Below are 13,227 nucleotides of genomic sequence, written 5' to 3' on the forward strand. Positions count from 1 at the left end.
CCGGTCCGCTCGACGTCCTGTCCCGCCTGCTCCTCCGGGCCGTCCGGGGCGGTCCGCGTCAGGCGACCAGTGCCTGCCAGGTGTTGGAGCCGACGATGCCGTCGACGGTGAGGGAGTGCGCGGACTGGAAGGAGCGCACCGCGCTGTCGGTGGCCGCCCCGAAGGAGCCGTCGACGGTCAGCGATGCGCCGTGCGCGACGAGTTGACTCTGCACGGCCCTGACCGCCGGCCCGGACGAACCCTGCTGCACGGTGACGATGAGCGCCTGCCAGGTGGCGGGACCTACGATGCCGTCGACGGTGAGGGAGTGCGCGGACTGGAAGGAGCGCACCGCGCTGTCGGTGGCCGGCCCGAAGGAGCCGTCGACGGTCAGCGACGCGCCGTGCGCGACGAGCAGGTATTGCACCGTCTTGACGCGCTCACCGGTGTCACCCTGCTGCACGGTGGGCCAACTCGCCGTCGGCGGCGGGTTGTAGGTGCTGCCCTTGGCGAAGGTCTGGAGATCCGACAGCGTGCCGTTGAAGGTGTCCTGGTCGCCGGGGAAGGTACCGGAGTCGGCGTACTGCCACAGCGTCTGGGCCGACCAGCCTGCGGGGAGGGAGCCCGGGCCACTGGCGTAACGGGCGATCCACAGCGGGTTGGTGGCGCCGAAACCGCCGTAGTTGCCGGTGCACGTGGTCCACCAGTCGGTGGTGGTGTAGATCGTTGGGTAGCGGCCGGTGCGGGTGCGCACCTCGTTGCTGAAGTCCTGGATCCAGGAGACCATCGTGCTCTGGCTCAGCCCGTAGCAGGTGGCTCCGTAAGGGTTGTACTCGATGTCAAGCGCGGGCGGCAGCGTCTTGCCGTCGGCGCTCCAGCCGCCGCCGTGGCCGACGAACCAGTCGGCCTGCGCGGTCCCGCTGGAGTTGCCGGGCAGCGCGAAGTGGTAGGCGCCCCGGATCAGGCCGGCGTTCGCCGCGCCGTTGTACTGCTGGGAGAACGAGGGGCTGGTGTAGGTGGTGCCCTCGGTCGCCTTGACGTAGGCGAAGGCGGCGCCGGCGTTGCTGGCGGCGGCCCAGTCGACGGCGCCCTGATAGGAGCTGACGTCCAGACCGGCCGGTCCGGTGCTCGCGGCGGCCGCGAGTGTGACGGAGCGGGAGCCGGCGCCGAGGCGCTGGAGTCCGGATCCTGCGTGGTCGTCCTGCGGGTGCGTCATGCGAACGGGTGCCGCTCCGTCACCGGCGGGCGCCGCCGAGGCGGTGGCGGGCAGGACGGGTGCGACGGCCAGGGCCACGGCCGTCAGTACGGCCGCGAGGGCGGGCAGTGGGAACCGGCGTCTGTCGGCCGTCTCGGATTCGAACCGCGACAGGACTGCTGCGAGCATGCTTCTCCCCCGAGTTCAGATGGCGTCCGCAGGAGGTACGGCTGCGGCGGACGGATTCGAGTGCGGCACGCAGACCGACGCACGGCATGACGGCGCGTGAGACGCCCAGTCGTCGTGTCGGTGCGGCGTGCGGTGGTGTGAGAGATGGCGTACATGCATTTGAGGTGTCTCTGACAAGAAACTACGCGCGTGGAACCCGTGATGGAAGATGGCTGCCGGGGTCGGCACGATCCCCGGAGCTCGGCAGTCCGGGCCCCGTTCGGCCCGGCCGGTGACCCTCTGCGCCGGATTCGCGTGCCGGCGACGAGCAGTTGGTCGACGCCGCGCGGCAGCAGGGCGCGGTAGGGGGTGTAGTAGTCGCGGCCGCGGGCGACGCTGTCTGTGAAGTGGCGGCCGGAGGTGACGTCGTCCTTGGTGACCACGTACTCGCCCTGCAGCAGTCGGGTCTGGCGGACGCCCATCTGCTCGGCGACGTCGAGCAGGTAGGCGTCCTGGAAGCCGGGCAGGTCGGACTTGATGTGGTCGAGGACGGCGCCGATGCGGGCCCGGGCCTCGAACTCGGCCTCGGTGAGCGAGACCGGGTCGGTGCCGTCGAAGCCGGCCATGTGGGGGCAGTTGCACCAGACCACGCCGGGAACGGGCGTCTTGAGCCACCACAGCTCCCAGGCGCCGCCCAGCATCCGCTTGATCTTGCGGTTGATGGCCCGGGCCTCTCGCGGGTTGGCCTGCTCGAAGCGCTCGGCGGCCGTGGTGTCCACCCCGCCGAGCCGGAAGACCAGGGTGACCAGGTAGTTGTCCTGGGCGTAGGGGGCGCCGGCCCTGGAGGCCACGTCGATGTCGCCGGTCGTGTCGATCACCACGTCGCCCATCACCGCCTGCGGACCGGACTTGGTCTCGCAGACCCCGCCCCTGACCGCGCCGTCCTGGACCACCGGCCGGGAGAACCAGTTGTGCAGCCGCAGGTTGACGCCGCTCTCGCGGACCAGGTCGTTGGAGACGCGCTTCCAGCCGTCGGGGTCGAAGGCGACGGCATAGCAGACCGGTTTGGGTTGGGTGTGGGAATGGAAGTCGAAGGCGCCCAGCGGGCCCACGTGGCTACCGGTACCGGCCTGACTCCAGGACAGGTATCGGCGGCCGCGCTGCGGTGTCGGCGCTTGGGCCCGGCGCCGTAGTGCTGGCGGGTGGCAGCGTAGTTCATCGCCCACTGGTCGAAGTGAGTGCCCTGGCCGGGGGAGACCGAAAATGGGCTGCCCCCCGCCAGGACCCAACCTCTAGGCTTCCTAGCCGTTCGACCACGAACAACCACATTTCCGGCTTGTCAGCCATGCGCCTGGGGGAACTGTGTCCATCCGTACCCGCCTGCGTCGCGCCGTCGCGGGCCTTGGTGTCGCCACGGCGACGGCCGCCCTCGTCGCCATCCCGACTGGTGCCGCCCATGCCGCGGACTGCGGCACCTACCGCATACAGCTGGGCAACTCCGTACCCGTGCAGTACCACTTCTACGGCAACACCACGGACTGGTGGACGCAGTTCAAAGTGGGCGACCTGTACGTCGGCTACTACCCGAACTGCCGTATGACATACGCGGAGATCCACTGGACGACCCCGAACACGTACTTCTCCGGCACGGTCTACCTGAACGACGAGCGTAACAATTCTGTCGGGCGCGTCTCCTTCGGCGCCAACAACCAGAGCTTCTCGTCGTCCTCGCTGGTCTCGATCGACGTGCCGCCCTACAACCAGGGATCCCAGTACGCGTACCCGAAGAGCTTCATGGCCTCCGCCATCATCAACGGTCACATCCCGAACAGCCCCATCAACGACTGCTCGACCACTGTTACCGGGAACACCCACAGCTTCTCCAACGGCAACAACACCAACGCCTTCAACAATGCCTCCTGCGGCTTCTACGTCCCCTTCTCCTGACTCAGAATCGGGTCTGTACCCAGTACCCCCGGCTCGCTGACGTCGTCCAGCTGCCACAGCCGGGGTGTGGCCATCATGTACAGCCGCCGCAGAGGGGGATGCGGATGTTGTCGTGGACGACCGCTCAGGGCTTGCCGATCCGCCCCGACGTGCGGTGCGCCTCGTCCACGACGACGAGGTCCCAGCCGGAAAGACCGGCGGCGTGCGCGCATTCCAGGGTGCCGAGGCCGAGCGAGGCGTAGGTGGCGCTCACCTTGTCGAACGGCAGCACCCAGACGCCCAGTTCGTCCGCGCCCGCGATGTTCGGGAAGAAAGCCTCCTCCCGGCGCAGCAAGGACACCCCGATCATCGGGGCCGTACGGCCGCCTGCGCGCCACTCGGCCTCGGTCTGCGTGAGCAGATCGAGGAAGGGCCCCAGGACCAGCACCCGGCCGGCCTTCAGCTCCTCCGCGCTGCGTACGGCTACGAGGGTCTTACCGGAGCCGATTATGAGCGTGAGCAGTCCTATCTCAACCGATCTTGGGACGCGCACATCGAACGGAGTCCCTGTTCGGGTGATCTTCCGACCGTGCGCGCATGATGGCAGGACTTCCTGGCAGCTCGACCGGACAGCCCGTGTCCCGGACGGTCGCCGGCGGCAGAGCCCCGATCGAGGGCGCGATGCCTGCCTGGGCCAGGCGCTCGGTGAACGCGATGGACGTGTATTGACTGTCGGCGTCCGAGTGATGAATCAGCCAGTTGACCTGCTGCTTCTTGCGGTAGCCGCGCTGCCACAGGGCTTGTTCGACCACGTCGAGGACCAGCGCGGTGTGCATGTTCCGGACGGCCTTCCAGCCCAGGATCCGCCGGGAGAAGGCGTCCACGCAGAACGCGACGTAGACGGTGCCGGACCAGCAGGGCACATAGGTGAAGTCCGCGCCCCGCAAGCGGTCCGGCCCGACGGCCGCGAAGTCGCGATTGACCAGGTCACCGGCCCGACAGCCGTCCTTGCCGGGAACGGTGGTGCGAACCCTTCGACCACGGACCGCGCCGACCAGACCCGCCTGACGCATGCATGAGGCGTTCGACGGTGCACCGAGCTACTTCGATCCCCTCACGCCGCAGCTCGTGCCAGACCTTGCGGGCCCCGTAGACGCCGTAGTCGTCCGCATGAACGGAGTGCATCCGTGCGGTCGGTTCCCCATCCCGCAGGGAGCGGGGCGAGGGCGGTCGGCGTCTGGCCGCATAGGAGGTCGAGACCGCGATCGGGGTGCCGGCCCAGGCCGGCGTGCGGCAGATCGGTCCGACACCGAACCGGTCGCGGCAGGCGTCGATGAAGCGGATCAGCGCGGCGGTCGGGGCCCGAGTTCCGCTGCGAACAAAGCGGCTGCGGCCTTGAGGATGTCGTTGGCCCGTCGCAGCTCGGCGTTCTCCTTCTCCAACTGCCGGATCCGATCGGACTCCCGGGCGTCGGCAATGCCTGCGCCCTTCGACCTCGACGGGCAGATCGAGCAGCTGTGGCTGCTGCCCGAAGAGGACAACACATACGCAGTGAACTTCAGTGAAGATCCGACTGGACCTCGGTCAGTCGATGCCTTCAACGATGCGGAAGTCGCGCTCGACGCCGTCGGAGAGGGCGACCAGCGCCTCCTGGTAGGCCGCACTCTCGTGCGCCGCGACGGCCTGCTCGAAGCTGTCGAACTCGATCAGGACGGTGCGCTCGGCGACTCCGGCGTGATGCGCCACGACCCGACTGCCACGGGCGAGGATCCGACCGCCCCCGGCCTCGACGGCCGGACCGGCCAGCTTGTTGTAAGCAGCCAGCTTCTCGGCGTCCGAAATGGTGCGGTAGGCGCTGACCCAGTAGCCCTTGGGCATGGAACCTCCAGTGTGGGGATGAGTGCATCTGACTTACGGGTTGGTCTCGGACGAGCATCGGCGGGCGAGAGCGAGGCTTGTCAGCGTCGTGATCGCCATGGCGCCGATGCCGACCAGCGCCGCGGTGGTGTAGGCGCTGTCGTCGGGGAAGAGGTGGCCGGGGCCGCTGCCCGCGGCGAGGATCAGGCCGCCGATGGCGCTGCCCAGGGAATACCCGACGCTGCGGACGACGTAGTTGAAGCTCATGGCACTCGACGTCTCGCTCTTCGGGGTGACGGCCAGGATGACGCCGGGCATCGCGGCCGAGAAGCCGCCGACGCCGAAGCCGAGCACGCCCATCGCCGCGAACAGTTCGGCCAGGTCCGACCGAGCCGCCGCGAACAGGGCGAACCCGCCGCCGACCACGACGGCGCTGCCGGCCAGGAGCAGAGGGTCGGCGATCCGCGTCCGGACCCGCGGCGTCAGCTTGCCGGCGACGAACCCCAGCACCGAGAACGGGATGAGGACCAACCCGGCGACGAAGGTCGTCAGCCCGAAGCCGTAGCCGGCGCCGTGCGGCGTCTGCACGTACCGTGTGATGAGCGTGAGCAGGAGGTACATGCCGATCCCGCCGACGAACATGGCGAGGTTCGCCCCGGCGACCGCCGGGTGCCGCACCGCCCGCACATCGACCAGGGGCATCGTGCTGCGCAGCTCGATGACGACCCAGACACAGAGCAGCACCACCGCGACGACGGCGAGGCCCGCCGCCACGGCGAGGTACCGGCTCCACAGATTCCGTTCACCGGCGAGGAACAGCACCAGGAGCAGCGCAGCAGCCAGGACGACCGCGCCTGCCACGTCCACGTGGGCGGAGCGGCCTTCGGGGGCTTCCGGCATGGAGCGCCACGCGGTCAGGAGGGCGGCGGCAGTGACGACCAGGCCGAGGCCGTAGGCGGCCCGTACCCCGCCGAGCTCGGCGAGCAGTGCGGCCAGCGGGTAGCCGACGCCGGCCCCGATGATCGAGACCACCGAGATCAGGGCGACCACGGCCCCGCTGCGCTCCTCGGGGAGGTGGTCCCGGGCCACGCCCATCATCAGCGCCGTCAGCCCGAGCCCGACGCCCTGGGCCACCCTGCCGACCAGCAGCCACACGAACGACAGCGGCAGCACGGTGAGCGCACTGCCGGCGACGACGACCGCCAGCGTGGCGAGGATCGCCGCCCGCCGGTGCGAGCCGGCTCCGAGCCGGCCCAGGACCGGCGTGGCGACGGCGCCGCTGAGCAGCGCGACGGTCAGCGTCCACTGCGCGCTGCCGAGCGAGACGTGGAACGAGGTCGCCACGCTGGTGATGAGCGGCGTCCCGAGGCTGGCGACCGCCGCCACGACCAGAGCGATGAACATCAGGGCGGGGACCAGCAGCCGCGCCTCGGAACGCGCCACCGGGAACGCCGTCACCGCGACCCCGCCGACCGGCTGCCCGGTCACTGCTTCGGCCCTTCGCGGTCCTGGCTTTCGAGCTCTGCCAGATGCTTCAACGCCGGAAGGGCCCCCACCAGCGCCTCGACCTCGTCGCCGGTGAGCTCGCCGATCAACCGCTCGAACGCGTGGACACCCGCCTGGCGCCGCCTCCGGACATAGGAAGCACCGGCCTCGGTCAGGCACACCAGCGTGACCCGCTTGTCGGACGCGTCGCCCCGCCGCTCGACCAGGCCGGACTCCTCCATCACCCGGACCAGGGCGGTCATCGCGGGCTGGGTGACGCCCTCGACCGCGGCCAGATCGGTGATGCGCCGCGGGCCGGTCCGGTCCAGGGTGGCCAGGGTGGCGGCGGACGTCAGGCTCATGTCCCGGGGCAGGCGTCTCGCGGCCCTGGTGGCCAGGCCGTAGAGGGCTGCCCCGATAGCGGCGGACGCGCCAGGAGCGGTGTCTTGACGACTCATACCGGAAGCATAGCATTTTTATATTCAGAGCTTATGGAAATGGCCGACCCGCGCGGGCGGCCTCGACCGCCGGGAGCCGGTGACGTCCTCGGCGAGCCGGTCGCGGAAGTCGGACAGGCCGACCAGCAGGATCCGGACCGGCGCCGGCTCTACGGGCTGCACTCGGGGGCCAAGGACAGCATCGAGGAGTTCACGGACGGCCACCGCGGACGCGGGCGCCACTACCGCAGCCTCGCGAAGACACACGTCCAGCACGCCCTGACCGCACTCGCGACCAACATCGAGCGGCTGAGCCTTCAAGAACCCGCCGACGGCCCCTACCGGCCGCGCCCGCCCACGGCGTTCCAGCAGTACCTCGACACACGAGGACTACGGCCCCTGTGGTGGAGGCAGGGCAAATGACCCCGAACCTCAAGATTCCCGACACATTCCTTCAGCGGCCCGCATCCCCTTCATGGCCTACGGCCCCACTCTCGGAGACCGGGTCCGCCTGTCACCGGCAGCACGCGTGGTCGACATTGCCCAGACGAGCGGACACCGCGTCCTGCGCACACTGCTCAGGCCGAGCACGGACGCCGAACGACTTGGCCACAACATCAGCCTCATCAAAAACTCGATCAAGGAATCCGGACTGCTCAGCGAATGACACGGGAAACACCTCGCCACCATCGACGCCCCTCCCCGGGCCGACCTGAGCCTGTTGTTCGCCCTGCTGCAACGGGAAGTCGACGAGGCCGGCGCCTCCTGAAATGGGCCGACACCATGCCGTTCTCAGCCACCCGGAGCTGACCGCGCCGCAACTGGTCCCAGCACAAGCCAATCCCCGAGGCCACTTCAGGACGTCGGGCGACTACAGAACCTTCACCAACTGGGGCGGATCGAAGTCAACGTGCCGGGGCCGCTGAACGACGTCACAGCCAATGTGGTCATGCAACAGGCTGCCTGTCCGATTTATTAACTCCGTTAACTGCGAGGAGCGGCAGTAATTCTGACTGTCCGCTTGAGAAAGGTTCAGCGTGCACATGGTCAAGAACTGGCCAGCATCCTTCCGGAGTGGTCCACACCACACCTAGGCTGCCGCCGTTCTAATCGAACAGGGGAGGGACGGGCTCATGAGCCTGTGGGGGAGTGCGCGCAACGGCCGACTATCGGCCGCACGGCGAGGGAGGGGCTCACCAGGCATCAGGCCCGCTGTGGTCCTGGCCCTGCTCAGTACCGCACGCCCCTTCCCGTGCAGGCGCAGGCTCCACGCACGTCACCCAGCTGTACGGGACCAACACCTGGGGCACCATGCAGCAGATGGTCGCCGGGGACTTCAACGGCGACTTGACCGACCTGGTGACCATCTGGGGCGACGGCACTCTCCACCACAACGGCCACGGCGATCTCAATTCCTCCACCCAGCTCACCTCGGCTAGCTGGGGAAACATGAAGATCCTGGCCGCCGGCGACTACACCGGCGACGGCATCGCCGACATCCTCGCCGAGTGGGGGGATGGAACCTCCACCTCTACAACGGAACAGGAAGCTTCGACTCCAGCACCCAGATGATCGACGGGAACACCTGGTCCACCGTCACCCACCTAGTCCCCGGGGACTTCAGCGGCGAAGGCAAGACCGACCTGGCCGCCGTCTGGGGCGACGGCACCATCCACCTCTACCTCGGCGACGGCAAGGGCAACCTCACAAACGGGCCCGCCATGTGGCCCGACAACAGCTGGGAAACCATGAAACTCGTCAGCTGACGTACCGGCTGTGCGCACGGCTAGATCAGAGGCGAGAGGCTGGACCCCCAGCAAGGTACCCGGCCTCGGGAAACCGCGAACCCTGCCCGGCCTTGTCGCGAACACAGCCCCTTTCCGCAGCCCCGGTCGTCCATCTACACCGGCAGGACCCCACTTGCCGTCCTTCGCTGCCGGTTCTCCGAGCTCCGGCAAGCATCCCCAGCGAAGCACCTTCGAGAGGAACCACCCGTGCGTATACCACGCCGTCACCGCACCGCACTCGCCGTCGCCGCCCTCGGGGCCAGTGTCGGCCTCACCCCGCTGCAGAGCGCAAACGCGGACCCCGCCACCCCAGGCATCGCCGTCAGCATGAACGACGGAATCGACATGTGGGGCCCGTCCGGGGACATGGACGTCACCGTCACCGCGCCGCCGACCACCGACGCCTACATCCAACTTCAGGTTGAGGGCAGCCGCTCGGACCACCTGCACTTCACCGACGATGCCGGGAACACCCTCCCCTTCGTGCAGGACGAGCGGGACGAGTACGTCCTCGTCGGCGCCGACGACAGCGACCACAACGGCGTCAAGGGCGCCCCGCTGACCGCCGGGGTCATCCACCTCCACGTCAACGCCGGCTACCCCGCCTCCTCCAACATCCCGGTCCGGGCCTACCTGATCGACGGCGCCACCGACACCGCGATCGCCCACTCCGACCTCGGCACCTCGGCACCCATCGTCGTCGGCCAGCCCTACCTCACCACCACCTGGCAAGCCCCCAACGGCCCGACCGAACAAACCTCCTCGGTCGACGTCGCCACCGGCGACACCCGCCCCGTCGACGAAGACCTGAACATCGGAATGCCGATGAAGACGCCACCCGAATCCACCCGCACCCACCTCGTGTTCACCGCGCAGCAGCTCGCCGCCGCCGGCTACACCCCCTCGCAGCTCGCCGCCGCCGTCACCGTCGGCTACTCCGCCGACAACCAGCACTTCACCCCCCTCGCTTGGACCCTCGGCGCCGACGGCTCGGCCGCCCTGGAGCTGCCCACCCTCGGGGGCTGGACGACCGGCGGGACGCAGGACCAGTACCTCCACTTCACCGCCGCCTGGGGACTGCCCGCCGCAACACTCACCGGATCCCTCGAAGTGCACGACACCCAGGGCACGCAGTACGCAGGCAGACGGGAAGACCTCAAGTTCACCTCTGACGTGGTACCCGCCTTCGCCCGCGCCGCGTTCTACGGCCGCGACAGCGCCGGGGTGCTGTGGCAGTACCAGGCCTCCCCCACCCCTCAGTACACCCACTACACCGCCCGCGCCAAGGTCGGCGGCGGCTGGCAGGCCTACAACACCCTCACCAAACTGTCCGCCCTCAAGGCCGACGGCACCGGCGACCTCGTCGCCCGCGACGCCTCCGGCGTCCTGTGGTACTACCACGGCAGCGGCCAGATCACCGCTCCCTTTACCCCGCGCACCCGCGTCGGCGCAGGCTGGCAGACGTACGACACACTGGTCGGCGCCGGCGACCTGACCGGCGACGGCCGCCCCGACCTCCTGGCCCGCGACCACAACGGCGTGCTGTGGCTGTACAAGGGCACCGGCGAGCCCACCACCCCCTTCGCCACCCGCACCAAAATCGGCACGGGCTGGGGCATCTACAACGCCATCGTCAGCGGAACGGACCTGACAGGCGACGGCCGCCCCGATCTCCTGGCCCGCGACCACGACGGCGTGCTGTGGCTGTACAAGGGCACCGGCAACCCCACCACCCCCTTCGCCACCCGCACCAAGATCGGCAGCGGCTGGAACACCTACACATCCCTCGTCAGCACCTACGACATGAACGGTGACGGCAAGTCCGACCTGCTCGCCGTCGACCACGACGGCGTGCTGTGGCTCTACAACGGCACCGGCAACCCCACCGCGCCCTTCACCACCCGCACCAAGATCGGCACAGGCTGGGGCATCTACAACACTCTGATCTGAGCCATAGCGCACAATCGCACAGAACCACGCGTCCTCCAACGACGCGCTCGAATGCCCGGAAGCACCACAGCCCGGTAGCAACCCGACTCAGCGGACGCTACCGGGCTCCCTCAGAGGTCGTCCTTGGCTATACCTGGCTCAGGGCCTGGACGGCTTCGAGGGTTCGCTCGCCATTCCCAGTGAGGGGCCCTCAACGTCTTCATTTGTGATCGCGCAGGAAGGTAGGGATCTCGTCGCGGGTCGGGTAGTTCGGCAGGGGTGCTGGCTTGTCCTGAAGGAACGCGGTGATGACGGCGGCGGCTCGCTCGTTGTTGTCGTCCAGGCCGTTCCACATGTGGTGTCCGACTCCGGGCATGTTCTGCGTGCGCTGGATGGCGGGGTCATTGGCAAGGACGGTGGTCTCCCATTGACGGATCTGGGAGGAGCACTCGGCGATCATCAGCATCGCGGGGGTCCGAGGCTGCCTCAGTTGTGAGGCGATGGAGGGTGAGTCCTTGACCGTCTGCTGGATGCGGAGGCTGGCGGCGGGGCTGAAGGAGAAGTTCTGTGCGGTGTCCTCGGCGGGGATGCGGTGCGCGTCGCGCGCGCAGTATGCGGATGCGGTGTCGCTACCGAGGTCTGCGGCGGTGAAGGCGTTGTCGCCTTCGGCCTGTCCGATCAGTCCAGTGTCGGGACTGAGGAGTCCGAGTCGCATGAGGCCGAATGCCACGGCGTGCCGGGGGACGTATGTCGATCGCGGTACGGTCGGGGCCGGCGCGAGGCCGCGTGCGGATTGTCGGCCCTTGTGCCCGGCGATGTGTGCGGTGGGGCCGTCCATGGGGCCGGGCTCGGCGATGATCGCCCGGTGCAGGCGTGCGGCGACGCTTGGGTCGGTCAGGGCTCGGGTGAGCACGGCCCCGCCTGAGGAGAAGCCGAGGATGTCGACCTTGCCCTTATTCAGGCGGTCGACGAAGGCGGCAAGGTCGCTGACCGACCTGGAGATCGTGTACTGGCCCATGGGGAGCAGGTCGCTGCGTCCGCCGCCGGGCTGTTCGTAGGCGTAGACGTCGTAGCCCTGGCGGGCCAGGAGTTGCAGGAACCGGTGGTCGAGTACCGAGATGCCACGGACCGGTCCGCCGTTGAGGTACACGAGCGGGGTGGGATGCCGGGGGCTGGGGTGCGCGGGCGGGTAGTGGTACACCGCGACCCGGCTGCCCGTGGTCAGGCTCCAGTGCTGCGTGGTCACGAAGGGTAGCGCGGGCGGGTACCGCCGGGTCGTCGGCGCGGTCGGGATGCAGACCGATGCCGTCAGCGCCGCCGCGACAGCCACCGGCAGGAACGGCACGAGCCGCGCAGGCCAAGTGCAGCGCTGGCTCCGCCACGTGGCGAGGACAGCCCCGACTCCAAGGGTCGGCAACCATGCGGCGAGCCCCGAGCCTGCCCCGTCTGTGAGGGCGATCAGCGCGAGAAAGACGACGACCAGCATTACGACGGCGGCCAGGGCCAGCAGTAGGGTCTGATGCAGGTTTGGGTGACAGGTCAACCTGTCACCCAAACCTGCATCAGACCCGTGATCTCAAATCCTGCGTTCGAGCTGATCACTTCCCACCCTCATGCAGGTGACACTCGTGCTGGACGTCGCCTCTCCGGCGCAGACACCAACTCCGGGCGCGAAGTGGGCCAACTCGACCGAGTTCGCGCGGCCGCCGGTGGCCATGCTGACGACGGCCCCAAGGACCTCGCCTGCCGCAGGCGGACCGTGCTCACGGCCTACTTCCCAGGCCGGTGACTCCGGCGGCGATCGCGGCGATGGTCACCGCGGGCCACCCGACTTTTGCCCGCCGTGCCGTGGCGGTGGCTTCGACGTCGGTGATAAGCGTCTCTGCACTCGCCACGCACGGAGGATGAAAGTCGTGGCTCGTGGCGCAGCATTCGCACGACACAGCAAGATCTCATACCAAGCGCCACTCACGTCCGCCGCCTGCTCAGATTAGAGGGACCTGCATCAGCGCCCTCCCGCTCACTATCGCATGGAACGCCGGCTGAAAGACTGTCCACCTCCCGGGCCAGGCCATGCGGTGGATCGGCCAGCTTTCATCCGGACGAGGCGAAGACTGATGCCGAGGACGCCGCGGTCATCTCCAACGCTGCCCGGACGATGCCACACGCCCTGCGCTCACTGGAACCCACGAAGAGATTCCGGCCGTGCTGGCCAGCTTCGACCAGGGCCTCGCGACCGAGGCCACGCACCTCCAATCGGATACGCGGCCTGCCCGCCCAGCTCCACCCCTCGCTGGGACGTGTCCTGGGCCCCCGCCTAGACCACGCCGCCGTCACGTGGCTGCTGGACTGCTACGAATCCCCCGTCGCGCTCCAAGCGGCCGGCCACCGCAGACTCATCGAAGCGCTCCGGCCCAGACCCCGCGCATGGCCGCCCGGGCGGACCGAGGTGAGCAATGCGGGT

The 13,227-nt window shown here is 68.8% G+C and carries 16 protein-coding genes and 1 pseudogene; 7 read left to right on the forward strand and 10 right to left on the reverse strand.

Going from position 1 to position 13,227, the window contains the following annotated elements; translation table 11 throughout:
- Nucleotides 1-58: 58 nt before the first annotated feature.
- Both P3H78_RS16055 and P3H78_RS16060 read right to left on the reverse strand, forming a co-directional pair.
- Entirely contained in the window at nucleotides 59-1,363 is a 1,305-nt protein-coding gene (locus tag P3H78_RS16055) for a GH25 family lysozyme (protein WP_313884409.1), read from the reverse strand.
- A complete protein-coding gene (locus tag P3H78_RS16060; protein ID WP_276109668.1) occupies nucleotides 1,279-2,454 on the reverse strand; it encodes an FAD-dependent oxidoreductase in 1,176 nt (391 codons plus the stop codon). Before P3H78_RS16060 ends, P3H78_RS16055 begins: the two co-directional genes overlap by 85 nt.
- Nucleotides 2,455-2,704: 250 nt before the next feature.
- Here P3H78_RS16060 and P3H78_RS16065 point away from each other — a divergent pair, with 250 nt between their 5' ends.
- Nucleotides 2,705-3,289 (forward strand): hypothetical protein, encoded by a 585-nt coding sequence (locus P3H78_RS16065; protein WP_276109669.1) that lies wholly within the window; start codon nucleotides 2,705-2,707, stop codon nucleotides 3,287-3,289.
- Between the two features lie 124 nt (nucleotides 3,290-3,413).
- Here the strand turns inward: P3H78_RS16065 and P3H78_RS16070 are convergent, their stop codons facing one another.
- The 6 genes from P3H78_RS16070 to P3H78_RS16090 form a co-directional block, all read right to left on the reverse strand.
- Nucleotides 3,414-3,821: a DEAD/DEAH box helicase family protein gene (locus P3H78_RS16070; RefSeq protein WP_438827976.1), complete on the reverse strand. Its 408-nt coding sequence runs from the start codon at nucleotides 3,819-3,821 to the stop codon at nucleotides 3,414-3,416.
- Nucleotides 3,799-4,341, reverse strand: a complete 543-nt coding sequence (locus P3H78_RS16075) for a DDE-type integrase/transposase/recombinase (RefSeq protein WP_276109670.1) — start codon at nucleotides 4,339-4,341, stop codon at nucleotides 3,799-3,801. Before P3H78_RS16075 ends, P3H78_RS16070 begins: the two co-directional genes overlap by 23 nt.
- Nucleotides 4,256-4,453 carry an IS3 family transposase gene (locus tag P3H78_RS33405; RefSeq protein WP_369015720.1) on the reverse strand — a complete coding sequence of 66 codons (198 nt, stop codon included), beginning with the start codon at nucleotides 4,451-4,453 and terminating at the stop codon, nucleotides 4,256-4,258. The genes P3H78_RS16075 and P3H78_RS33405 overlap by 86 nt, the downstream gene beginning before the upstream one ends.
- A gap of 399 nt (nucleotides 4,454-4,852) precedes the next feature.
- Nucleotides 4,853-5,146 (reverse strand): DUF1330 domain-containing protein, encoded by a 294-nt coding sequence (locus tag P3H78_RS16080; protein ID WP_276109671.1) that lies wholly within the window; start codon nucleotides 5,144-5,146, stop codon nucleotides 4,853-4,855.
- 33 nt (nucleotides 5,147-5,179) lie between these two features.
- Nucleotides 5,180-6,613 (reverse strand): MFS transporter, encoded by a 1,434-nt coding sequence (locus P3H78_RS16085; RefSeq protein ID WP_276109672.1) that lies wholly within the window; start codon nucleotides 6,611-6,613, stop codon nucleotides 5,180-5,182.
- Entirely contained in the window at nucleotides 6,610-6,972 is a 363-nt protein-coding gene (locus P3H78_RS16090) for a MarR family winged helix-turn-helix transcriptional regulator (RefSeq protein ID WP_313884411.1), read from the reverse strand. The genes P3H78_RS16085 and P3H78_RS16090 overlap by 4 nt, the downstream gene beginning before the upstream one ends.
- Nucleotides 6,973-7,101: 129 nt before the next feature.
- Here P3H78_RS16090 and P3H78_RS16095 point away from each other — a divergent pair, with 129 nt between their 5' ends.
- The 5 genes from P3H78_RS16095 (at nucleotide 7,102) to P3H78_RS16115 (ending at nucleotide 10,784) form a co-directional block, all read left to right on the forward strand.
- Complete coding sequence (locus P3H78_RS16095) at nucleotides 7,102-7,470, forward strand: hypothetical protein (RefSeq protein WP_276109674.1); 369 nt, start codon at nucleotides 7,102-7,104, stop codon at nucleotides 7,468-7,470.
- Nucleotides 7,471-7,522: 52 nt separating this feature from the next.
- Nucleotides 7,523-7,714, forward strand: a complete 192-nt coding sequence (locus tag P3H78_RS16100) for a hypothetical protein (RefSeq protein WP_276109675.1) — start codon at nucleotides 7,523-7,525, stop codon at nucleotides 7,712-7,714.
- Nucleotides 7,715-8,358: 644 nt separating this feature from the next.
- Nucleotides 8,359-8,619: an FG-GAP repeat domain-containing protein gene (locus P3H78_RS16105; protein WP_276109676.1), complete on the forward strand. Its 261-nt coding sequence runs from the start codon at nucleotides 8,359-8,361 to the stop codon at nucleotides 8,617-8,619.
- A complete protein-coding gene (locus P3H78_RS16110) occupies nucleotides 8,616-8,813 on the forward strand; it encodes a hypothetical protein (RefSeq protein WP_276109677.1) in 198 nt (65 codons plus the stop codon). The genes P3H78_RS16105 and P3H78_RS16110 overlap by 4 nt, the downstream gene beginning before the upstream one ends.
- Before the next feature lie 228 nt (nucleotides 8,814-9,041).
- Nucleotides 9,042-10,784, forward strand: a complete 1,743-nt coding sequence (locus tag P3H78_RS16115) for an FG-GAP repeat domain-containing protein (RefSeq protein WP_276109678.1) — start codon at nucleotides 9,042-9,044, stop codon at nucleotides 10,782-10,784.
- A gap of 199 nt (nucleotides 10,785-10,983) precedes the next feature.
- Here P3H78_RS16115 and P3H78_RS16120 read toward each other — a convergent pair whose 3' ends face one another.
- Complete coding sequence (locus tag P3H78_RS16120; RefSeq protein WP_276109854.1) at nucleotides 10,984-12,249, reverse strand: alpha/beta fold hydrolase; 1,266 nt, start codon at nucleotides 12,247-12,249, stop codon at nucleotides 10,984-10,986.
- Between the two features lie 277 nt (nucleotides 12,250-12,526).
- A complete protein-coding gene (locus P3H78_RS16125) occupies nucleotides 12,527-12,658 on the reverse strand; it encodes a hypothetical protein (protein ID WP_276109679.1) in 132 nt (43 codons plus the stop codon).
- 109 nt (nucleotides 12,659-12,767) lie between these two features.
- Between P3H78_RS16125 and P3H78_RS16130 the strand changes: the two are divergent.
- Nucleotides 12,768-13,202 (forward strand): annotated as a pseudogene (locus P3H78_RS16130) (IS110 family transposase); the annotation flags it as partial.
- Nucleotides 13,203-13,227 lie beyond the last annotated feature (25 nt).

This window comes from Streptomyces tropicalis, assembly GCF_029269835.1.
GTDB lineage: Bacteria > Actinomycetota > Actinomycetes > Streptomycetales > Streptomycetaceae > Streptomyces > Streptomyces tropicalis.

What these genes read in the sequence shown, in the direction of transcription:
- P3H78_RS16100 (WP_276109675.1), top strand. Translation starts at nt 7,523, where the DNA reads ATGGCCTACGGCCCCACTCTCGGAGACCGGGTCCGCCTGTCACCGGCA.
- P3H78_RS16120 (WP_276109854.1), bottom strand. Translation starts at nt 12,249, where the DNA reads ATGCTGGTCGTCGTCTTTCTCGCGCTGATCGCCCTCACAGACGGGGCA.
- P3H78_RS33405 (WP_369015720.1), bottom strand. Translation starts at nt 4,453, where the DNA reads ATGCACTCCGTTCATGCGGACGACTACGGCGTCTACGGGGCCCGCAAG.
- P3H78_RS16095 (WP_276109674.1), top strand. Translation starts at nt 7,102, where the DNA reads ATGGAAATGGCCGACCCGCGCGGGCGGCCTCGACCGCCGGGAGCCGGT.
- P3H78_RS16075 (WP_276109670.1), bottom strand. Translation starts at nt 4,341, where the DNA reads ATGCGTCAGGCGGGTCTGGTCGGCGCGGTCCGTGGTCGAAGGGTTCGC.
- P3H78_RS16080 (WP_276109671.1), bottom strand. Translation starts at nt 5,146, where the DNA reads ATGCCCAAGGGCTACTGGGTCAGCGCCTACCGCACCATTTCGGACGCC.
- P3H78_RS16110 (WP_276109677.1), top strand. Translation starts at nt 8,616, where the DNA reads ATGATCGACGGGAACACCTGGTCCACCGTCACCCACCTAGTCCCCGGG.
- P3H78_RS16090 (WP_313884411.1), bottom strand. Translation starts at nt 6,972, where the DNA reads ATGAGCCTGACGTCCGCCGCCACCCTGGCCACCCTGGACCGGACCGGC.
- P3H78_RS16055 (WP_313884409.1), bottom strand. Translation starts at nt 1,363, where the DNA reads ATGCTCGCAGCAGTCCTGTCGCGGTTCGAATCCGAGACGGCCGACAGA.
- P3H78_RS16105 (WP_276109676.1), top strand. Translation starts at nt 8,359, where the DNA reads ATGCAGCAGATGGTCGCCGGGGACTTCAACGGCGACTTGACCGACCTG.